The organism is Meridianimarinicoccus roseus (genome assembly GCF_003172915.1).
Classification (GTDB): Bacteria; Pseudomonadota; Alphaproteobacteria; order Rhodobacterales; family Rhodobacteraceae; genus Meridianimarinicoccus; species Meridianimarinicoccus roseus.
On the sequence record NZ_QGKU01000016.1, the window covers coordinates 38,497 to 59,175 of the forward strand.

At 65.3% G+C, this 20,679-nt stretch carries 19 protein-coding genes; 17 read left to right on the forward strand and 2 right to left on the reverse strand.

Translation table 11 applies throughout. From position 1 onward, the window contains the following. Positions 1 to 197, reverse strand: a 197-nt coding sequence (locus DKT77_RS20840; protein WP_238547686.1) for a hypothetical protein, incomplete at its 3' end; no start/stop codon positions are given. A 52-nt stretch (positions 198 to 249) separates the two neighbouring features. Here DKT77_RS20840 and DKT77_RS04645 point away from each other — a divergent pair. The 17 genes from DKT77_RS04645 (at position 250) to DKT77_RS04725 (ending at position 19,232) form a co-directional block, all read left to right on the forward strand. Further along, positions 250 to 2,199: an ABC transporter transmembrane domain-containing protein gene (locus DKT77_RS04645; RefSeq protein ID WP_238547687.1), complete on the forward strand. Its 1,950-nt coding sequence runs from the start codon at positions 250 to 252 to the stop codon at positions 2,197 to 2,199. Beyond that, the gene (locus DKT77_RS04650; protein ID WP_109810573.1) at positions 2,196 to 4,289 is read left to right on the forward strand and encodes a peptidase domain-containing ABC transporter; all 2,094 of its coding nucleotides are present in this window, start codon (positions 2,196 to 2,198) and stop codon (positions 4,287 to 4,289) included. The genes DKT77_RS04645 and DKT77_RS04650 overlap by 4 nt, the downstream gene beginning before the upstream one ends. After that, positions 4,286 to 5,635 carry an HlyD family type I secretion periplasmic adaptor subunit gene (locus DKT77_RS04655; protein WP_109810574.1) on the forward strand — a complete coding sequence of 450 codons (1,350 nt, stop codon included), beginning with the start codon at positions 4,286 to 4,288 and terminating at the stop codon, positions 5,633 to 5,635. The genes DKT77_RS04650 and DKT77_RS04655 overlap by 4 nt, the downstream gene beginning before the upstream one ends. 509 nt (positions 5,636 to 6,144) lie before the next feature. Continuing rightward, positions 6,145 to 7,074 carry a hypothetical protein gene (locus tag DKT77_RS04660; RefSeq protein ID WP_238547688.1) on the forward strand — a complete coding sequence of 310 codons (930 nt, stop codon included), beginning with the start codon at positions 6,145 to 6,147 and terminating at the stop codon, positions 7,072 to 7,074. A 110-nt stretch (positions 7,075 to 7,184) separates the two neighbouring features. Further along, complete coding sequence (locus DKT77_RS04665; protein ID WP_109810575.1) at positions 7,185 to 8,141, forward strand: AAA family ATPase; 957 nt, start codon at positions 7,185 to 7,187, stop codon at positions 8,139 to 8,141. Beyond that, entirely contained in the window at positions 8,138 to 9,079 is a 942-nt protein-coding gene (locus tag DKT77_RS04670; RefSeq protein WP_109810576.1) for a DUF58 domain-containing protein, read from the forward strand. Before DKT77_RS04665 ends, DKT77_RS04670 begins: the two co-directional genes overlap by 4 nt. Further along, positions 9,076 to 9,459 carry a hypothetical protein gene (locus DKT77_RS04675; RefSeq protein ID WP_109810577.1) on the forward strand — a complete coding sequence of 128 codons (384 nt, stop codon included), beginning with the start codon at positions 9,076 to 9,078 and terminating at the stop codon, positions 9,457 to 9,459. Before DKT77_RS04670 ends, DKT77_RS04675 begins: the two co-directional genes overlap by 4 nt. Next, positions 9,452 to 10,417 carry a VWA domain-containing protein gene (locus DKT77_RS04680; RefSeq protein WP_109810578.1) on the forward strand — a complete coding sequence of 322 codons (966 nt, stop codon included), beginning with the start codon at positions 9,452 to 9,454 and terminating at the stop codon, positions 10,415 to 10,417. The genes DKT77_RS04675 and DKT77_RS04680 overlap by 8 nt, the downstream gene beginning before the upstream one ends. Next, the gene (locus DKT77_RS04685; RefSeq protein WP_109810579.1) at positions 10,414 to 11,313 is read left to right on the forward strand and encodes a vWA domain-containing protein; all 900 of its coding nucleotides are present in this window, start codon (positions 10,414 to 10,416) and stop codon (positions 11,311 to 11,313) included. The genes DKT77_RS04680 and DKT77_RS04685 overlap by 4 nt, the downstream gene beginning before the upstream one ends. Next, complete coding sequence (locus DKT77_RS04690; RefSeq protein ID WP_109810580.1) at positions 11,310 to 11,993, forward strand: tetratricopeptide repeat protein; 684 nt, start codon at positions 11,310 to 11,312, stop codon at positions 11,991 to 11,993. Before DKT77_RS04685 ends, DKT77_RS04690 begins: the two co-directional genes overlap by 4 nt. After that, positions 11,990 to 13,201 carry a BatD family protein gene (locus DKT77_RS04695; protein WP_109810581.1) on the forward strand — a complete coding sequence of 404 codons (1,212 nt, stop codon included), beginning with the start codon at positions 11,990 to 11,992 and terminating at the stop codon, positions 13,199 to 13,201. Before DKT77_RS04690 ends, DKT77_RS04695 begins: the two co-directional genes overlap by 4 nt. A gap of 83 nt (positions 13,202 to 13,284) precedes the next feature. Next, on the forward strand, positions 13,285 to 13,926 hold the full coding sequence (gene gfa, locus DKT77_RS04700; protein ID WP_420798291.1) for an S-(hydroxymethyl)glutathione synthase: 642 nt from the start codon (positions 13,285 to 13,287) through the stop codon (positions 13,924 to 13,926). Between the two features lie 98 nt (positions 13,927 to 14,024). After that, entirely contained in the window at positions 14,025 to 14,753 is a 729-nt protein-coding gene (locus DKT77_RS04705) for a LuxR C-terminal-related transcriptional regulator (RefSeq protein WP_109810583.1), read from the forward strand. 7 nt (positions 14,754 to 14,760) lie between these two features. Then, positions 14,761 to 15,933 (forward strand): FIST N-terminal domain-containing protein, encoded by a 1,173-nt coding sequence (locus DKT77_RS04710; RefSeq protein WP_109810584.1) that lies wholly within the window; start codon positions 14,761 to 14,763, stop codon positions 15,931 to 15,933. Beyond that, the gene (locus tag DKT77_RS04715) at positions 15,930 to 18,179 is read left to right on the forward strand and encodes an ATP-binding response regulator (protein ID WP_109810585.1); all 2,250 of its coding nucleotides are present in this window, start codon (positions 15,930 to 15,932) and stop codon (positions 18,177 to 18,179) included. Before DKT77_RS04710 ends, DKT77_RS04715 begins: the two co-directional genes overlap by 4 nt. Before the next feature lie 19 nt (positions 18,180 to 18,198). Next, complete coding sequence (locus tag DKT77_RS04720; protein ID WP_109810586.1) at positions 18,199 to 18,876, forward strand: hypothetical protein; 678 nt, start codon at positions 18,199 to 18,201, stop codon at positions 18,874 to 18,876. Beyond that, complete coding sequence (locus DKT77_RS04725) at positions 18,876 to 19,232, forward strand: hypothetical protein (protein ID WP_109810600.1); 357 nt, start codon at positions 18,876 to 18,878, stop codon at positions 19,230 to 19,232. The genes DKT77_RS04720 and DKT77_RS04725 overlap by 1 nt, the downstream gene beginning before the upstream one ends. 6 nt (positions 19,233 to 19,238) lie before the next feature. On the opposite strand, the gene DKT77_RS04730 is transcribed toward DKT77_RS04725, so the two are convergent. After that, a complete protein-coding gene (locus DKT77_RS04730; RefSeq protein WP_109810587.1) occupies positions 19,239 to 20,645 on the reverse strand; it encodes a helix-turn-helix domain-containing protein in 1,407 nt (468 codons plus the stop codon). Between the last annotated feature and the right edge of the window lie 34 nt (positions 20,646 to 20,679).

Sequence of the window (20,679 nt, forward strand, 5' to 3'; positions counted from 1 at the left end):
ACCCGGAGCGTGACGTCGCGATGGGTCTGGGCGCCCGCGGCGTCGGTGGCGGTCGCAAGCGTCTCGCATTGAGGTTCCCCCGTTTCTGAGGGAGGATCAAGAGGCGCAGTTCCCCACTCGGGGATCGTGCCATAGTGCAGCGTCGGGCGCGCGGTATCCGTATCGTCCGGGGTGTTGCCGCCAGGCGCCATGTGCACTGCGGCTTTTTCCGGGGCGCGCCTTTGCGCTTCGGCTGCGGTTTGCGCACCGATGACGTCGGGGACGACCTGCACCTGTTTGGCGGTGGCCTCAGGCGATCCTGGTGACGGTTGGAAATCTTCGGAGCGCATCTATCCCTCCTGGTCTGCGGAGCTTCGGTGCAATGCGTTAAGCGTTGCTGAATTGCACCCGCGAAACTCTCTAGAATTCGATGCTTTTATGTCTCGGCGGCAATCATTCGAAAACACTTCGGCACTAGAAGACAGTGCAATGAAATGGTGGACCGCTATGGCAGGAATTATTGAACAGGATCGCGCCCGGATGTCGGTAGTTACGCCGCGGCTGGGCGTGACTGTGCTTGCCGGATCGCTTGCGCTCAACATCCTTGCGCTGGCTCTGCCGCTGGTGATGTTGCAGATATTTGACCGGGTGATCCCATTTTCCGCCCATGCCACACTCGGCGTCTTTCTCGTGTGCCTGATCGCAGTCGCTTTGGCGGAGTTCTGTCTCAGGGTTTGCCGGATCGTTCTGGTCGGTCATGCCGGTACCCGATACGAAACCGAACTGTCGGATGCCGCCTGTCGCAAGATGCTGGACACGGTCCCGCGTGACCATGAACGCGATGGGATCGGTGTACATTTCGAGCGTTTCGGCGCGGTCGCGCAATTGAGGGAGCACTATGCCGGGCAGGGAAGGCTTCTTGTTATAGATCTTCCGTTCACGATGATTTTCGTGGCCATGATCGGGCTGATAGGAGGGATCCTGATTGCGGTTCCGCTGATGATCCTTGCGGTCATCTTCTGTGTGACGCTGGTGATGAAGCGGCGCCAGTCTCGGGTGCTGGAGCAGCGCAAGGTCGTTGACGGGCGTCGCTATTCCTTCCTGATCGAATTCCTCAGCCAGATCGCAACGGTGAAGGCCAACCTGATGGAACAGCAGATGCTCCGCCGCTACGAGCTGCTGATCCGGCAGTCGGCTGCGGCGAGTCGGGCGATCATCAGCCTGTCGGGCCTATCGCAATCGCTGGGCGCCGTGCTTGGGCAGGCATCGGTCGCGGCGATGGGGTTGTGCGGTGCATGGCTGGTGCTGGCCGGGCAACTAGGTGTCGGCGAACTGGCGGCTTGCATGCTGTTGAACGGGCGGACGACCCAACCACTTCTCAAGCTTCTCGGCGTCATGATGCAAGGCGAAAGCGTGGTTCAGGCACGCAACAGGCTTGCGGAGCTGGATGCCATGCCAATGCGGCCGCGGATCGCGCCCGAGTCTCCCCTGCGCGGCGCGATCACGTTGCGCGACCTAGGCTTCAGCCACCCGAAAAGTGGTGCGATCCTGTTCCAGGGCGTCAATGCCGATATCGCGCCTGGTCAGTGCGTGCGCATAGAAGGTACGGATGGCGGGGGGCGCGCCTCGTTGATGCGCATGATCCTTGCCGAACAGGCCCCGTCGGTGGGCGTAGTCCGTGTAGACGGGCTGCCGCCGATTCAGGCGATCGGCCACCGAGGGCCGGGCGGTATTGGCTTCGTGGATCAGGTCCCGGTCGCCTTTCGCGGAACGATCCTAGACAACATCCTGCTGTTCGGAACGGTTCCCGACCGGGATGGATCGATGGAGATCTGTGACCGCTTGGGTCTGGACGCCGAGGTCCGTGCGATGCCGCTTGGTTACCAGACGATCATTGGCCCCGATGCCGGGCCTCAGTCGCGCGGGTTCCTGCAAAAAGTCGGCCTTGCACGTGCGCTGGTCATGCGACCGCGCATTCTCCTTCTGAACCACGCCACGTCGGCGATGGATGACCCGGCCGCTAATCGCGCTGCTGACCTGCTTGCCGAGTTCGCCGGGACGACGACAATCCTTCTTGCCAGCACCCAACCGCAGATCAGTGCGCTTGCCGAGAGTGCGCTTGCGCTGAAACGACGTTCTGAAGACGCCTACGCGGTGTGGGACGAGGATCGTGCGGTGGATGCGGCGGCCCGGCGGCAGATAGAGGCTCTGTCGGCATGACGGGTCTGGCCCTTCAAGGCGAGCTGGCGCTGCTCTTCCGTTTCGTCGTCGCATCCGGGTGGCAGACGACCGGAAACGGTCTCATGCAAGCGGTGCCGCACCTGACGGAACGGTTCAACGCTGATGATTGCATTTCCACGCTGCGCAACCTCGGCCTTGGTCTGAACTTCGTCACCGGCTCCACCCGCGAGCTTCATGCCAGCGACCTGCCGGCATTGCGCATCGGCCATCACGGGGACGTCTCGATTGTTCTTGCCTTGCGCAATGATACCATCCGGGTCGAGTCGGCAACGGGCGCCGCCCGCTGGGAACCTGTGTCGAGAGACACCGTTACGTTCGTTCGCATCAAGGAGGCCGGTGGGGACCGGGCCAAGACCGCGCTTGGCGGTGTTGGCAGCCTGGTGCGCCAGTTTCGCAGCACCTGGATGGCCCTCTTCCTTGCGTCACTGGTGACGAACGTCATGGCACTTGCCGTGCCGGTTCTGATCATGGTGATCTATGACCGTGCGATCCCCACCGGCGCGACCGAACTGCTTGTTGCACTCGGTATCGCGATGGGGATAGTCCTTTCAACCGACTTCTTACTACGGTCTATAAGGGCGCGCGCTGTTGCCCATATGGGCGCGGCGATGGAAGCGCGCCTAAGTCTAGGGCTGTTCCGGAAGCTGTCGGCGGTATCGCTTGATGAGTTGCGCAAAAGTGATGTCGACCAGCAGATTGCCCGCCTGAAACAGTTCGAGGGGATGCGCGAGCTGTTCTCCGGCCCCGTCTTCGCGACGTTACTCGATATCCCGTTCATCTTCCTGTTCCTTGGCATGCTCTTCATGATCAGCCCAGCCATCGGGACGACAATCCTGCTGGCCTGCATCGTCTTCGCGCTAGCCGCCTGGGTATCCGCAGCGCCACTTGCCCGTCGCAACCAGTCCGCCAGTGCGGCGCGCACGGCCCATCAGAAGCTGCTGTTCGAGATGATCCAGATGCAGCGGAGCCTGCAGCGGCTGGGGGTCCGCGATCTCTGGGCGGATCGCCACCGCCACCTTGCCGCCGAAAGCGCGGCGGCCACAGGCCGCGCCCGCCGACTACAATTGTCGTGCCAGGCGTTCGGACAATCGGTCATGGCAATTTCGGGTGTCTGTGCCGTTTTTCTGGGAACGGAGCTTGCAATGACAGGTGCGCTCAGCTTCGGCGCGCTTGTCGCGGTCATGTCGCTGGTCTGGAAGTGCCTTGCCCCGGTGAATGCGCTCTACTCCAACCTGCCGCAGATCCAGGGTTTCGTGAAGAGCAGCCGACAAATCGATCGCCTTCTGGGCCTTAAGGAGGAGTTCACGCGCGGTGCGGCCCTGTCCGATTTCAAGGCATTCCGTGGCGGTATTTCGATGGCCAACATGTCCTTCCGCTTTCCGGGAAGCGCCGACCCGCTTCTGTCCGGGCTGACACTCGATATCTCTCCGGGCGAATGCGTGGTGATCGCGGGCCCGAACGGGTCCGGCAAATCGCTGCTTCTCGACCTTATAGATGGGCTCTACGCGCCGGTGGGCGGCACCTTGAAGTTCGACGGTGTGGACATGCGCCAGATCGCCGTCGACGACCTGCGTCACATGATAAGCTACGCCCGGCAGTTGCCTGAATTCTTCCATGGGACCATTTGGCAGAACTTTCAGCTTGCCTGTCCGGACCTGACCCGATCTGCGGCCGAAGCTGCCATCGCTCAGATCGGCCTAGCGGATGACCTGAGTCATTTCCCGGAAGGGTTGGACACCCGCCTGAGCGAGGCGTTTCGGAAGACACTCTCGGCGTCTAGCTTGCGTGGCCTCACGCTGGCGCGCTGCCTGTGTCGCCCTGCGGCCATCTACCTTTTTGACGATCCATCAAACGGGCTTGATGCCCGTCGCGCCGCTGCGTTCACTGCAACCCTCGCAAAACTCAAGGGCGACAGTACCACGGTTCTTGTCAGTTCCCATCCCGATCACATCGCACTTGCCGACCGGATCATCTGGATCGAACAGGGCCGGGTGGTGCTGAACGATACGGGCGACGGCGCCCGTCGGAAGTATGATGCCATGCGCGCCCGCAGGAAAGTGGACCAATGACCGATACGCATGCTCCCCACGTCTTCACGGCCAATCCGCCACCCATCCGCGGTCTTTTCGCCAAGGCAGAATGGCTTAGGGAAGGGCGTTTGCCTGCGACGGCGCGTGCGGTCATGCTCACGGTCGTGGTGTTCCTCGGCGCCGCGCTTGTCTTTGCGGCACTTACACCGCTGCGCGAACTTGTCCGTGCCCCGGGGACGATCGTTCCGTCCGGTCGGCCTGTGTCGATCGAGCATCTGAGCGGTGGCCGCGTCACCGAGGTGCATGTCTCGGAGGGTATGCAGGTACTCGCCGGAGAGCTGCTGGCACGTCTGGATCAGCCTGAACTGACCCGGCAGATCGCCGCTGCGCGTGAATCGCTCTCACAGGTCGAATATCGTCGCTCCGCGATCGCATCCGTGCTTGGATGGTTGCAGCATGGGGCCTCACCGCAACCGGTCGGCCCTGACGCGGCGGCGAAGGTGCCGGGCGATGCCTATGCCGATGCGCGGCATGCGCTTTTTCTTGCGCGCCAGCAGGTGATTTCCGGGCAGATCGCGACGGCCGACCGGACCATTGCCTCACTGGAACGTGCACGCACCATCGCAATGCGCAGGGTCGAGGATCAGAGTGACCAGGTCACCCGGCTTTCGCGCCTTGCAGCGCAAGGCCATATCGCCGAGTTCACACTGTTCGCTGCGACGGATCGGCTTGGAGAGTTGAGTGGGGAACTCGCTGCCTCCGAGGTTGCGCTCGCCCGTGCGGTCAGCGACCGGCAAGCACAGCAAGCGCGTATGGCGGAAAACGCTCTTGAACATCGCGAAACACTGCTTCGCGAGGCATTCGAACTCGACGAGAAGGCGCGATCGCTCAAGAACGACCTGCAAGGCCTTCAAGAGCTTCGTGATGCGCTTGCAATTCGGGCGCCGCGCGACGGTATCATCCAGCACGTGGCCTTTCCGCTACCAGGAGAAGTCATCGGGCCCGACACGGAATTGTTCAGATTGCTTCCGAGTTCGGTCTCGCTGATGGCCGAGATCCGGATTTCGCCGCAGGATATAGGCCATGTCGCAGTCGGCGACAGCGTCGCGATGAAACTTCAGACCTTCGATTTCCGACGGTTCGGCGGCGTTTCAGGAAGGATCGAAAGCCTGTCGCCGACGAGCGTCGAGCAGCCAGACGGCACAAGCCATTTCCGAGCTACCATCCGGCTGGACGACAATCGCATCGGGCCGGAAGGCGACCGCCGCCCGATCAGGCCAGGTATGGAGGTCGCCGCCGAAATACAGACCAATACGCGCACGATCCTCCAGTATATTCTCAAACCGCTTGACGCCTCGCTGCGGGCAGTTCTCACCGAGCGGTGACCCGCGCGCCTCGGGTGAACGATTTGCGGGACGGACTGACGCAAGCGCTCTGCGTGCATTCCCGGTGTCGGCGGCCGGACGCGCCCAAACGTACCTTGACGCCGCTCAGGCACGATGGCGCTGTACTACCTGTCGCATTGGCGGTGCAGAACGGGCTGAGGTCTGCGTTTGAAACACTCCGCACATGAACAGGTGTCCCGACCGCAGCGTGGCGGATACAGTCGCGCGGCCGACGACCTCAGTCTTACCGTCCGTCTGCCCAAATTGTCTCACAGGTTCCTCCAACCGATCGTCCATAAATCTTCAGGGTGCTCACCGACCGATGGGGTTCCTATGCCGCGTCGGTCCAACACGCCGCTAAGGGACTTGGGTGCAGGCGATATTCAGACTTTCCGTGAGCAGAACTCCAGCGCCCGCGGGACGGTTCCTGTCACGCCGCATCATTCACGCTCCCTGACCGTCTGCACCGGTCCAGTGGACACCTTGCTCAGTCCCGCTACCATACTGATATGACCCTCGCGCTGCCGCAAATCCTGACCATTCTTGCAGTCCTGTTCTCGGCGGCGTCGGCGACTGCCGCAGACAAGCAAAGTTTTCTCGACCTGGCGCGCACCGGTTGGAACTACGAACTGCGCACAACGATGCTGGGACGGGACCTTGGAATTCCCATCCACATTAATGGTCGTGACCTGTCCGGCGCTGCACTTTGTGTTGTGGGCGAGGCTCCTACGCCGCGAACAGCCGAGGTGCTGGACGCATTCCGCGCGCTGTCGCGGCACGTGTTCGGCAAGCCTCTGCCCATGCGCCACGCAGGGGCCGAGGCGCGCCTGTGCGGCTCCGGGCGCATGGCCATCCTTCGGCTCTATTCCGGTTTTCCCCCCAATGCGGCGCTGACTGCCGATCTGCGGCGGCTAGACGAGGTGTATGATCTCGGATTGCCGCGCGGGCGGGAGTTCATGGCCACGTCGCCCGCAATGGCGCAGACCTTCTTCGGGCGCCGCGGCGCGGCCACGCATCTGATGGTGCAGCAGGCGGCGGGCGGACCCGGCTCCGCGCTGGAGGAGACCTATTATCGTTCGATCCTGCTGGAGGAGCTTTTTCAGAGCTTCACGTTTGGCATGGACGTTCTGATGCTGCGGATGGAGCCGCATTTTCTGTCGAAACTTCAGGAAGTGCCACTCAACCTGCACAGGTTTTCCTGGGGTTCCCCCGATTTCATGCGGGCGATGCTGCGGTCCAATCCGCCCGGCCTGTGCGAATTCGACCTGCTGATGATGCACGCCGTGGCATTGGCCCCTGTGGACGAGACGACGGAGCCGGCGTTCATCGACTTCATTGATGCCGAGTTCGAGCGACTGAGCCGCCTTGCGCGTGACACGGCCGCAGACCCCCGCTTCGCGCTGATTGTCGACCGGGAATGTCGGGCTCTCGTGCCCTGAGGGGGGGCAATGCACGCTGCTGGCCTGCGACCTTGGACTCGATAGGACGGAGCGGAGCGATCCGTTAGCATCCTCCCAGAAGATCGCCGGACAGGCGACAGGGAGGAGACATGGATACACGCGCCGAAACAACGCCCGAAAGTCTGGGCGCGCTGCTGCGGCACCTGTCGGAGGGGCTGGTCGGGAACGATCTTCTGATCGACCGGCTGATCATCGCATTGCTGAGCGGGGGGCACCTCTTGGTCGAAGGGCCACCGGGCCTCGCCAAGACGCGCGCTGTGAAATGGCTTGGTGATGCGGTGGAAGGCAGCTTCGCGCGCATCCAGTGTACACCCGACCTGATGCCCGCCGACCTGACCGGCACCCCGGTCTACCGCCCGCAGACCGGGGCGTTCGAATTCGTGCCGGGTCCGGTGTTCCACAACCTCGTTCTGGTGGACGAAATCAACCGTGCCCCGCCCAAGGTGCAGTCCGCGCTGCTTGAAGCGATGGCCGAACGGCAGGTGACCGCCGGGGGCGACACGCACGCGCTGCCCGATCCGTTCCTTGTCGTTGCCACGCAGAATCCGATCGAACATGATGGCACCTTTCCGCTGCCGGAGGCGCAACTGGACCGCTTCCTGCTGTTTGTGCGGCTGGACCTGCCAAGCCCCGAGACCGAGCGGCGAATCCTCGATCTGGTCGAGGCTGAGGGGCAGACCGTGCCTACCCCCGGCGCGCAACTGTCGAAGTCCGGGCTGGCGCAGGCGCGGCGTGCGGCGATGGCGGTGCATCTTGCCCCCGAATTGCGCGACTACATCGTGCGGTTGGTTACGGCCACGCGGCAGGGGCCCCATGCGGGCGACGTCGAACATGCGGTCTCGCCGCGCGGATCGCTGGCGCTGGCGGCGGCGTCCAAGGCGCGGGCCTATCTGCGCGGGCGCGACCACGCCCTGCCCGAAGATGTGGCCGACCTTGCGCCGGACGCATTGGCCCACCGAATGGTCCTGTCATGGCGTGCGGTGGCCGAGGGCCGTACCTCCCGCGCGGTTGTGGCAGACATCCTTGCGGCGGTGGAACCGCTGTGATCGCCGCGCTTGAGGCGCCGGGCGTCATGCTGGCGCCGGACGCGCTGATCGCCCTGCGCCGGGTCGCGCTGCGCTCGCGCGCGGCGCCCGTTCTGGCCGCGCTGCCGGGCGGCTTCGCCACGCGCCGGAAGGGCCACGGGCAGGAAGTCGCCGATGTGCGCTGCTACGTGGTCGGCGACGATATCCGCCACCTCGACCGCGGTACCACGGCGCGCACAGGCACGCTACATGTCCGCCAGTTCCAAGAGGAACGTGACCGGGTCGCGCTGCTGATCGCCGATTTCCGCGCGCCAATGCTATGGGGCGTTACCCGCGCGTTCCGGTCCGTCGTGGCGGCCGAGGCGCTGTGCCTGCTGGGCTGGCGCGTGGTCGAAGATGGTGGCCGCGTCGGCCTGCTGGCATTGACATCGGCAGGGCCTGTCGCGGTCGCGCCGCGTGGCCGCACGCGCGGGATGCTGGACGTGATCGGCGGGTTGGTGCGCGCCCATGCGGCCGCGCTGGACGCAGTGGCGAGGGGCGCGTCGCAGGGCGGCGATGCAGGGGATCAGGCGGGTGCCCTTGTGCCGCTGGACGCGGCGCTGGCGCCGGTGGAACGCTGCGCGCCCGCGGGGGCGGAACTGCTGCTGGCTTCCGGGTTCGATGGGTGTGGAGAGGGGCTGGCCGACCGTTTGTCGGCGTTGGCGCGGCGGCGCGTTCCGCGGCTCATCCTGATCGGGGATGCCGATGCCGCGCGCCTGCCACGGGGCCGTTACCCGGTGCGGCTACCCGATGGGCGGCGCCTGCGCGTTGCGCTGGACGGTGCGCCGGGTCGCCAGCCGGTTAGCCCGGACAGCGTGGTCATTGCTGGCCGCCCCGCGCTTACGCTCGATGCCGGGGCGTCCGTGGACGAACTGGCCCGCAGGCTTGCCGGAGCTTTTCCGCAGGACCGCACGCCGTGACCGGGCCCGGCGGATCGGCGCTGAGCGAGGCCGCGTTGCAGGCTGCGCTGCGCGACATCCGCCTGCCGCCAGTCGCGCCCGGCGGTTTGGCGGCCGAACTGGCGGCATCGGTCGCGCTGGCCTGCCTTGTGGCGCTTGGCGTGGCGGGTCTGCTGCGGGCTCTGGCCGTGCGCCGCCCCGCGCGGACCGAACCGGACGCGCCCCGTGCCCGGCTTGCGGCTGCCCTCGCGCTGCCCGAACCCGAGCGGCGGCTGGCGCTTCTGCGACTTCTCAAGACTGTCGCACCCGACCGGTTCGTTGCGCTGCGCGCCGGGCTTTACCGCCCCGACGGCGGGCCGGACAGCGCAGCGCTGCGCGCGGAAATCGACCGACATGTTTGATCTTGCCGCACCCTGGGCGCTGGTGCTGCTGCCCCTGCCGCTGCTGGCCTCGCGCTGGCTGCCCCCGGCGCAGGTCGGCGGGGCGACACTTGCGGTGCCGGAACGCATCGGCACGGCGCTGATCGCGGCGGGGCGCGTGGGTCGCCCGCTGGTGTCGGCCCGACTGCGGCGCGGGTTGCCCTGGCTGGCTTGGGCGCTGGCGGTGATCGCGTTGTCCGGCCCGCGGATGCTGGAGCCGGTCACCGCGTTGAAGGTGTCCGGGCGCGACCTCGCCATCGCGCTCGATCTGTCCGGATCGATGGTGCGTGACGACTTCTTCCTCGACGGCCGGTCGGTCACCCGGCTGGAGGCCGTCACCACGGTGGGCGCCGATTTCGCCCGCCGCAGGGCTGGGGACCGGGTGGCGCTGATAGTATTCGGCTCCGAAGCATATTTCGCGGCGCCCTTCACCTTCGATGTGGACGCCGTGGCGCGACGGATCGAGGAGGCGCAGATCGGCATTTCGGGCCGCGCGACCAATATCTCGGATGCGCTGGGGTTGGCGTTGAAACGCATGGCGCGATCGGATGCCGCGAGCCGTGTCGTGATCCTGCTGTCGGATGGAGCCAACAATGCTGGCGCCACAAACCCGCAGGGAGTGGCGCAACTGGCCGCCGACATGGGTGTTCGCGTGCACACGATCGCGCTTGGGCCGAAGGACACCACCAGCGCGGCGCCGGGCGAACGCGGTGTTGTGGACGCGGCCGCGCTTGCCGCGATCTCGCGCGTGTCGGGCGGCGAGACATTCCGCGTTCGCACCACGGAAGACCTTGTCGCCGTCGGTGCCGCGCTGGACCGGCTGGAGGCGACGGACAGCGCCGGGCTGAGCGCGGAGGTGCACCGCGCGCTCTGGGTCTGGCCCGCCGCGGGTGCGGCACTGGCCAGCCTTCTGCTTGCCTGGCGGGAGCAGACCGAATGACTGGTCTGGTGCTGACGTTGCTGCGCCCTGGCTGGCTGCTGGCGTTGCCGGTGCTGGCCGCGGTCGGCTGGTGGCTGTGGCGGCGTGCGGGTGACGCCGGCGACTGGGCGCGCGCGGCGGACCCGGCGCTGCTGCGCGCGCTGGCGGCGCTTGGCCGGGTGGAGCCGCAAGGCAGCCGCCTTCCGATGCTGGCCGCATTGGCCGCGTCTGGGCTTCTTGTGCTGGCGCTGTCCGGTCCGGCGGTCGAACGGCGCGATGCGGTGAGTTACCGAAACCTCGATGGCGCGGTCTTCGTGCTGGACGCGTCCCCAGCGCATGTCGGTGGGCCGCTCTGGCCGCAGGTGGTGGCCGCCGGGCGCTTTGCCATCGCCGGGCTGGGCGCGCGGCCTGCCGGGCTGGTGCTGTACGCGGGCGATGCCTATGTCGCCACCGACATGACGTCGGACCTGCTGCAGCTAGGCCAGACCCTGTCGCTGGTCACGCCTGAAACAGTGCCAGACCCCGGCACGCGGCCGGCCCGAGGGCTTGCGCTTGCGGTGCGGATGCTGGCTGAGGCACAGGTAATCGCCGGCGACGTTGTGCTGGTGACGGATGGTGGCGGGCTTGGACCCGACGCGTTGCGCGAGGCGGCCGCGATCGCTGCGCGGGGCGCACGGCTTGCGGTGGTTGCGCCGGGCCCGCCAGATCCCGGGATGGCGGCGCTGGCGCAGGTCGGCGGCGGACGCGTCTTCGCGCTGACCGAGGCGGCGGCGCTGTCGGACTGGCTGTCCGAAGGAGCCCGCACCCGGCTGGAGCGCCAGGATTTCGCGCTTCTGTTCTGGCACGACCTTGGGCGCTACCTGCTGATCCCGGCGCTCGCGGCGCTGCTGATCCTGTTCCGCAGGGCGCCGATATGAGGGCGCTGGCGCTGGCAACGGCGCTGTGCGCGGCACTGGCGCTGGCAATTGGCGGTGGCCCCGCGCCGTTCGGCCGAGTGCTGCTGGCAGCAGGGCTGCCGGGGCTGGCCGCACCGCTGTTCGACGATCCGCACTGGCGCGGGGTCGCGCTTTATCGTGCGGGGCAGCCCGAGCAGGCGGCGCAGGCGTTCCGAACCGCGCGGGCGCATTACAACCTCGGGAATGCCGAAGCGCGGGCAGGGCGCTATGCCGCCGCGCTGGAAGCCTATGACCGGGTGATTCCTGCAGGCGACGATGACGCGCGGGCCAATTTCGATCTGGTGGCCTCGTACTACGCCGCACTTGGCATAGATGCCGGTGTGCTGGCACTGTTTGGGCGTCGGAATGAGGGTCCGCAAGACGATGCGCCCGAGGGACGTGGCAACGGCCGCGCGTCGGGGAGCGGCGACGAGGTGACGAATTCCGGTGCGATGCTGGGCTATGCCGCATTGATCAGCCGCGAACAGGAACGGGTGCGCCGCATCTTCGACGACCGTTTCATGGTAGCCGACGCGCGCTGGCTGGAACAGCTTTCCGACGTTCCCGGCGCCTACCTTGCCGCACGGATCGCCCATGAACACAAGCGGCGCGCGCGGCTTGGCCTGAGCCCGCCGCCGCCCGAAGAGGAGGCCTTGCGATGAGGCGTCTCGCCCGGTTTCTTGTGCTGCTCCTGCCTTACGCTTGGGCGTCTTGCGCTGCTGCGCAGACCAGCACTGTCGATCCGTCCGATGCGACCCTGAGCGTGGAAGTGCTGGAACAGGCACACACCCCTTTCCCCAGCGAGATGGTCACGCTGCTGATCCGAGGGGAATATCGCCGCCACATCACCCGCGAGGCACTGGAACAGCCCGATCTGGAGGGATTCAACTGGACCCAGCTTGGCCCCGACCGCTGGACTGAGGAACGTATCGACGGCAAACTTGTGAAGGTGATGCAGCGCCGGATGGCACTTTACCCCGAACGGGCCGGGACGCTCACCATTGGCGCCTTCACCCACCATCTGACGCTGACCGACGAGGGCGACGACTGGTTCAGCCACGACATCCGGTCATCGCCGGTGACTGTGCAGGTGGCTCCTGGTCCCGAGCTGCCGGACGGCGCCTGGTGGTTTCCTGCAAAACGGATCGAGATTTCGGACACATGGTCGAACCCGCCCGACCAGTTGCAGCCTGGCGAGGGTGTGCTGCGGATCATCCGGATCAAGGCGATCGGCGCCACGCCCGAGATGATCCCGCCGATGCCGGAACTTGGCTCACCGTCGGGGATGGTCTTCGCCCATCCCGAGAAGCGCCTGATCGAGTTGTCGCCGGAAGGTCCGGTGTCCTACGCGTTCTGGCGCTGGACGATCCAGCCCGGCAACGACCGCTCCGCCATCGTCGAACCGTTGCGACTGAGCTATTTCGACACCGAAGCGCGGGTCTTGCGAGATGTGACGATTTCGGCCCAGCGTGTCGCCTATGACGCGGCGACCCTGCCTGCGCCGCCGCTGACGCGCGCCGCGTCCGCTGTCCTGCCAGGCTGGCCTGCGGCGCTTGCCGGGGCTACGGCGCTGGCATTGGGTTTAGCGCATGCGCTGTCTGGCTGGCGGCCGTCCGTGGATGCGGTGCGGCGGCGCCTGCCGATGCTCGACCCGCTTGCCCGGAAGCTGCGGCAGGCGGCCCGGGCGGACCACGCCGCGGGCACCCGCCGGGCCGCTGCGGCGCTGCTGCGCCGGGACGGCGCGGGGTCGGACCGGCAGCGGCTGCTGGCCGGACTGGACCGCGCACTTTTCGCGCGTGCTGCCCAAAAGCCGGATCTGCCCGGTTTCGCACGGGCCTTCCTGCAAGCCGCACCCGATACCAAACGCTGAATTGTCCGAATCCCGCTTCAGGCGCACCCTTGGGTTACCTTGCGTAAAAAAGCATGGGTTCATAAGGAAGGGGAGGAACGACTTTGGGACTTCTGGACATGTTCTTTGGCGGAAAATCCGAAACGGAGGCACCCGCCGCGGCGGCACCGAAATACACCCACGTGAAGATTCATCCGCAGGTCGACAACGGCATCCCACCGGAAAAGCCGGGCTTTGCGGGCGGCACGCTGAAATGCAAGTGCACTGACAGCCCTGTGGTGGTGGAGGTCGCGGCGCAGACCGCGCATAATCACGTCTGCGGCTGCACCAAGTGCTGGAAACCCGAGGGCGCGGTGTTCGCCCAGATCGCCGTGGTCGCGCGCGACAAGGTGACGGTGAAGGAAAACGCGGACAAGCTGGGCATCGTCGATACCGGCGCGGCGATCCAGCGCCATGCTTGCCGGGACTGCGGCACCCACATGGTCGGTCGGATCGAGAACACAGGGCACCCGTTTCACGGGCTGGACTTCGTGCATACCGAACTGTCGGATCGGACGGGCTGGGCCGCCCCGACCTTTGCGGCCTTCGTATCATCGATCATCGAATCCGGCGTCGATCCGGCGCGCATGGGCGATATTCGTGGCCGTCTGACGGAACTGGGGCTGACGCCGTACGACTGCCTGTCGCCGCCGCTGATGGACGTGATCGCCACCCATGTGGCCAAGACGTCCGGCAAACAGGGCTGAGGCCGCGCAAGGCTTTTTCCGGTTCCGGAAGCTGGTCGACTCGAAACTGTTGCAAAAAGTGGCGTCTCGGATAGCTTTCGCCCGGGGAGGCAACAGCTATGCAACACTACGAGATTGCAGTTCCGGGCGAGTCCGTCTCGTCGGTGCTGATCGTGGATGATCATCCGATGTACAGCGACGCGCTGGCGTCGGCACTGGGAGGGGTCTTCGCGGATTGCGAGGTGGAAAAGGCCGATTCACTCGGCTCGGCGCTTGCCGTGCTGGAACGCGGTTTCTACCCGGACCTCGTGATGTTCGACCTGGTCTTGCCGGATGTGAATGGCATTTCGGGGTTCATGACCTTGCGGGCGCGAATACCGGACGTTCCGATCCTCGTGATTTCGTCCCTGACCTCGCACGTGGTGGTGAACACCCTGATGCACGAGGGCGCGGCGGGTTTTCTGCCGAAGGACACCCCCGCGACCGTGCTTCAGACCGTGCTGGGCGAAGTCGCGGCCGGGCGCAAGTATGTGCCCAAGGCATACCGTCAGGCAGCACCGGCAACCGGACCCGCGGGGCCTGCGCCGGGCAGCCTCCATCCGAAACTGGCCGCGCTGACACCGCAGCAACAGAAGGTCATGAAACTGATCTGTGAGGGCAAGCCGAACAAGCAGATCGCCTACGAACTGGATCTCGCCGAAGCCACCGTCAAGGCGCATATCACGGCGCTGCTGCGGCGGCTCGGGGTCAGCAACAGGACGCAGGCGGCGCTGCTGGTCGAGGCAAGCCACGCTCAGTCGGCTGAAACGGCAGGGGAACCAGGGGCGGCGTCCTTCCTCTGCAGATAGGAGCGCGATGCGCGACACAGACATCGACCCCCCGCGCCCGACCTTCGTGACGGTCGGCCAGTCCTTCGCGACCGACGCGCGCCGCGCCGTTCTTGAGGCAAGTTGCGCGCTGAACCTTGCCGCAACGCGCTTCGTGCTGGCGCTTGTGCCCGAAGGGCTGGACCGCGACGCGCTGGCGGCCGCGCTTGACGAGTTGGTGGACGGCGTGCCCGTATTCGGCTGCACAACGGCGGGGCAGATCGGCACCGACGGCTACCAGACCGATGCGTTGCTGCTGATTGGCTTCCGCAAGGAGAATTTTCACTGCGCCTCGGCGCTGTTCGCGCCGCTCAAGCCGATCTCGATTACCAAGATTGTCGAAACGGCGGACCGGCAGAACACCCAGTTCACCCATACGCCGGGCTGGAACAGGCTCGCACTGGTCTTCGCCGACGGGCTGTCCAAGCAGGAGGACCTGCTGGCTGCGGTACTGGAATCGGCGTTGGAGCATGTACCGGTGTTCGGTGGGTCTGCCGGGGACGGATTGTGCTTCAAGGAAACCTTCGTGCTGCACCAAGGCCGGTTCCACGCCAACGCGGCGCTGCTGCTGCTGATCGAAACCGATCTTCATTTTCAGGGCCTGAGCTTCGACCATTTTCTGCCGACGGGGAAGCAACTGGTCATTACCGAAGCCAATCCCGAGGAACGGCTGGTGCACGAGATCAACGGCGCGCCGGCTGCACAGGAATACGCCCGGCTGGTCGGCTGCGTGGTGGAGGACCTGTCACCCGAGGTCTTCGCCGAGAACCCAATGCTGGTGTGTCACGGGGCCAAGCACTACGTCCGGGCGGTCGCGGACGTGCGTCCCGACATGTCGTTGTCGTTTCTCGCCGCCATCGACGACGGGCTCGTGATGGTGCTGGGGCGCGGCAAGGAAGTGATCGAGACGCTGGAGGCGGAGCTCGACGTCCGTGACCCGCAGGGGCGCTCGCCCGATTTCATCTTGGCGTTCGACTGCGTGCTGCGGAAGCTGGAATTCGAACAGAAGCGCCTGGTAGGCCAGGTGTCCGACGTGTTTCGCCGCCGCCGCGTCCTCGGGTTCAACACCTATGGTGAACAGCATCGCGGCCTGCATATGAACCAGACCTTCGTGGGGATCGCTTTCTTCGACCGCGGCGCGCAAAGGATCCGGTGGACATGATCGACCCGAGCGAACCACAGCACCAGCAGATCGCGCGGCAGTCCAAGATCATCGACGCGCTTGTCCGGCGCGCCACCCGCCAGAATGAGGTCGGGCAGACGGCCTACAGCGCCTTCCAGTCCGCTATCGAGCTGCAGGCGCAGGTCGCGGCCAAGAACCGTGACCTGAAACGCGCCGAAACCGAGCTTGAGAGCGTTCGCTACGAACGCGAACGCACCCGCAAAAACCTGGACGAGGCACTGTCCGCGATGGGTGAGGGCTTCGCATTGTTCATCGAGGGCAAGCTGGACATCTGCAATGCGCTGTTCCGCAACCTGCTGCCTGACGTGGCGGACCGGGTGCAGCCGGGCTTGTCGCTGCCGGGCTACTTCAACCTGATGGCGCAAAGCGGCTGCGTGCAGTCCACCGACCGGCCGATCGGAGGGCAGGGGCTGGCTGGGCCGGACCTGTCCCTGGTAATCGAGCTGACCGAGGACCGCTGGTACCAGGTGTCGGCGCAGCGCACTTCGCTGGACAACCTCGTGCTGCTGCTGACCGAGATCAGCGCGATCGTGCGCCAGAACCGGTCGGAACGCGAGCACCTGATCGACCTCCAGGCCGATTACCTTCAGGCGGTGTTCGAGAACATGACCTCGGGCGTGTGCACCTTCTCGGCAAGTGGCGAGGTCATGATGCACAACGTGCAGTTCCGCCAGTTGCTGGGCCTGCCCTATGTCGCCGTTCAGAAAGGCATGACGCTCAAGCACCTGTTGGACTACATGGCCGGACGCGGGCTGATCGCAGACGATTCGCTGATGCAGGTGGACAGCTGGCAGGAACGGCTCAACCGGCTGGGGAGGTTTCACAGCCGGGTGAGGAGCGGGCTGGACCGGGTTTTCGACATGCAAGCGAACCTGCTGCCCGATGGCGGCTTCTTGGTCGAGATCAAGGATGTGACGCTTGAAACCCGCGCTACCCAAACGCTGGAGAAAAGCGTGCAGGAACGCACGGCAGAGTTGACGCGCACCAACCAGCGCCTGACCGAGCAATACGAACAGAAGGCCCGCGTGGAGGAGGAGTTGCGCCTTGCAAAGGAACGGGCCGAGGCGGCCGTGTCGTCCAAGACCCGGTTCCTTGCGGCGGCGAGTCATGACCTCCTTCAGCCGATCAACGCAGCCAAGCTGCTGATCTCCACGCTGCAGCAGAACACCGCGCGCACGCCCCACGCGCCGCTGGCCGACCGGCTGAAGGGGGCCTTCACTTCGATCGAGAACCTGCTGCACGCGCTGCTGGATATCTCGCGGTTGGACAGCACAGAACGCGATACCGTGGTTCCAAGCAACCTGTCGCTGGATAACATCCTGCAGGGCGTGTTCGAGGATCAGACCCCGCTGGCGGAACAGAAGGGGGTGCGCTTGCGGATGGTGCCGTGCCGCTGCCATGTGCGGTCCGATCCGGTCTATCTGCTGCGGTCGGTCCAGAACCTCGTGGTGAACGCGATCCAGTACACGCCGCGCGGCGGATCGGTGCTGATCGGCTGTCGCCGCCGCGGCGGGCGTGTGGAGCTTCAGGTCTGGGACACGGGCATCGGCATCGCCGAACCGGACCAGTCGCGCATCTTCGAGGAATTTGCCCGTGCCGCCAATGTCGGCGCCGCGCCGGGGGTCGGGCTGGGCCTTTCGATCGTGGAACGTACCTGCCGTCACCTCGGGCATCGGCTGTGGATGACGTCTGAACTGGGGGTTGGGTCGGTCTTCTCGATCGAGATGGACATGGTCGCAGACGTGGAAGCGACATCTGCCGTTGCGGACCCGGTCCAGGCCGGTGGGGGCATGCCGCTCGATCACATTGCGCTGGTGGTCGAGAACGACGATGACGTGCTTTTCGCCACAACGCAGACATTGCAGGCCTGGGGGGCGAGTGTGCTGCCAGCCAGTTCCACCGAAGAGGCGCTGACCTTTGTGCGGGACATGGGGATTCCGCCTGACATCATGCTGGTCGATTACCAGCTGGACGGCGAGGACACCGGCCTGCGGGCCATCGCGGCGATCCGCGCGGCGACCGGCACAGCGGTGCCCGCCATCATGATCACCGCGGACCGCAGCGAACGTTTGCGCCGGGCTGCACAACGGATGGATTTTACGGTCATGACCAAGCCGGTGCAGTTGCGCCGTTTGCGCCCGCTGATCGAATGGAAGGTCAAGGGCGAGGAGGCCGAGCCGAAAGTCGGCAATGACACGCCCGTTGCGACCTCTAGTCTCGGGTGAGTGAGGGAGGAGACACGACATGCTCAGACGATTGATGCTGGTCGCAGCGCTGTGCGCCGCGGGTCCGCTGGGGGCGGTGACCCTGGAAGGCCAGCAGACATATGACCTGCTGTTCCGCAGCGGCACACTCGACGAAATCGGGCGCGACAAGGCGCTCGTCTATACCCGCGAGGTCCGCAACAGCCTAAAGCCAGAGGCGGCCGACCGGGATACCGGGGAAATTGCGCTGCTGTTTTCCGATACGGAAGAGGGGATCGCGCGGCTGGAATTCCGCCAGGATGGCCGCCATCGCGGGATGGGCAAATTTCCGGCCAGCGTCGGCAACCCGATGATCATGATGTTCTATGAAAGCGTGATCCGCGACATGGCCGAATCCGCGGGCGGCAGCCCGTTCTATATCCGCAACCGGGTTAAGGAAGCGCTGGTCCAGCCGTCCGAGGTGATCGAGGGCGAGGTGGTGATCGACGGCGAAACCGTGCCGACCCGCACGATCCGGCTCTATCCATTCCGGGACGATCCGAACGCGGATCGGATGCAGGGCTTCGGCGCGCTGGAACTTGAGGTCACCATGTCGGAGGCCGTGCCGGGCTGGTACATGCAACTCGTGGCCGATGTGCCTGCCGAGGCCGGAGGCGAAGGGCCGGTCTATCATTCGGTGATCACCTTTGACGCGCTTCGCGCGGGTGGCGGGCAATGATGCGGCAGCGGATCCGTCTGGCTGCATTCATACTGCTGGTCTGCCCGCTTGCGGCGGGAGCGCAGAATATCGCCCAACGTTTCAACGACTATCCCACCGCGGCGCGGGCTGATTACGTATTCGGCTGCATGGCCACGAACGGACGCAGCCGCCTCGTACTGGAACAATGCGCCTGCTCCATCGACGAGATCGCGTCGATCCTGCCCTATGAGAAGTATCTGGAGGCTGAAACGGTGCTGTCCATGCGCCGCGTGGGTGGGGAACGGATGGCGGTGTTCAACAACTCGGTCGCCGCCGAAACGCTCGTCGCCGACCTGCGCCGCGCGCAGGCTGAAGCCGAGGTGATCTGCTTCTGACGAGTGTCAGCTCTGGTAGCGGGTTGAGCCGCGACGGTTCGCATCTACGGGCAGGGTCACGTGAAGCGGTTCGGCTGCCCGCTGCGCACAATGCCTGCGTGGGCATACATGGCAGTTCGTGCCGATCTGCGCGACTGACGACTTGTCATCGAGGTTGAAAGGCGCAGCATACCCGATCCGACGCACATGCGTGCGTTCGCATCCGAGCGTCACCACGAGTCGTCGCCCCTGTGCATGTCGGCTGATTACCGGGCGGTTCGTGGTGCGGCTGACGGTGAAGAATTGCCCGGCATCCGGCATTTCCACAAATTGCGGAATGATCACGTCGGGGGCCGAAAAGGCGCCGTGGATGTTCCAGACCGGGCATGATCCGCCCTGTTCGGCCAAAGTGAAGGGCGTTGCGTTGAACCGCTTTGTCACGTTGCCCGCCTGGTCGGTGCGCAGGAAGAAGAACGGCACGCCTTGGGCCCCCTTGCGTTGCAATGTCGTCAGGCGGTGGCTGACCTGTTCGAAGGACACTCCGAAATGGGTGGCGATCCGGTCGATGTCGTATTGCGTGGCCTCCGCCATCTGGAAGATCTGGTCGTAGGGCATCAGCACGGCGGCGGCGAAGTAGTTCGCCAGTTCCACGCGGCAGCGCTGCTGGCCGGTTTCCGACACTATGCCGCTGTCGGCCACAAGCTCGTCCAGAAGGCTGCTGCAACTGACCAGCGCCAGCACGTGGGCGAGCTGAAAGTTCCTGTTGATCGGATCCAGCACCTCGGACAGCGAAACGCGGCCCCTGTCCTGTTCGAACAGCCGAAGGGTCTGGTCCATCTGTTCCAGGCGAACGACCGCCACGTCGATCGCGAAGGAGTCCTTCAGGTGCCGCTTGAGGCTGGCGAACAGGTCCTCCGCCGGTCCGCCGATTGCGGCGCGCGCGGTCTCTGCGGCGCTTTCCAGGGCCGGGAAATGATTCGCGTGGTCGCGAAAGAAATTGTGGATCGCTGTTTCCGGACGGATCGCCTGAATATCCACTGCAAGATCGCCTGCACTGAGCTTGCGGATGGTTTCCAGCACCGCATGATGATTCTGGTAGAGTTGCAGAAAGCACTCGACCAGCTTGGGGGTGTGGTCGAGTGCGGCGCGCAGTTCCGTCAGATCCGGCGCCGCGCCCGAGAAGATCGGATCGCGCACCGTGGCGCGTAGATCGGCCAGTTGCATGGTCGTGTTTTCCTTGACCAGCTGGCCGGCGTCCACACCATAGGCATCCCCCAGTGCCAGCAACACCTTTACAGAAAGGCTGCGCTGGTTGTTTTCCAACAGGTTGACATAGGCCGAACTGACGCCGAGTTGGCGGGCCATTTCGGCCTGTGTGTGGCCGTGTGACAGCCGGAGCTGCCGAAGCTGGGGGCCGACAAGGATCTTTTCCATACTTACAAGTTTACAATACTGCTTTCTGTTAAGG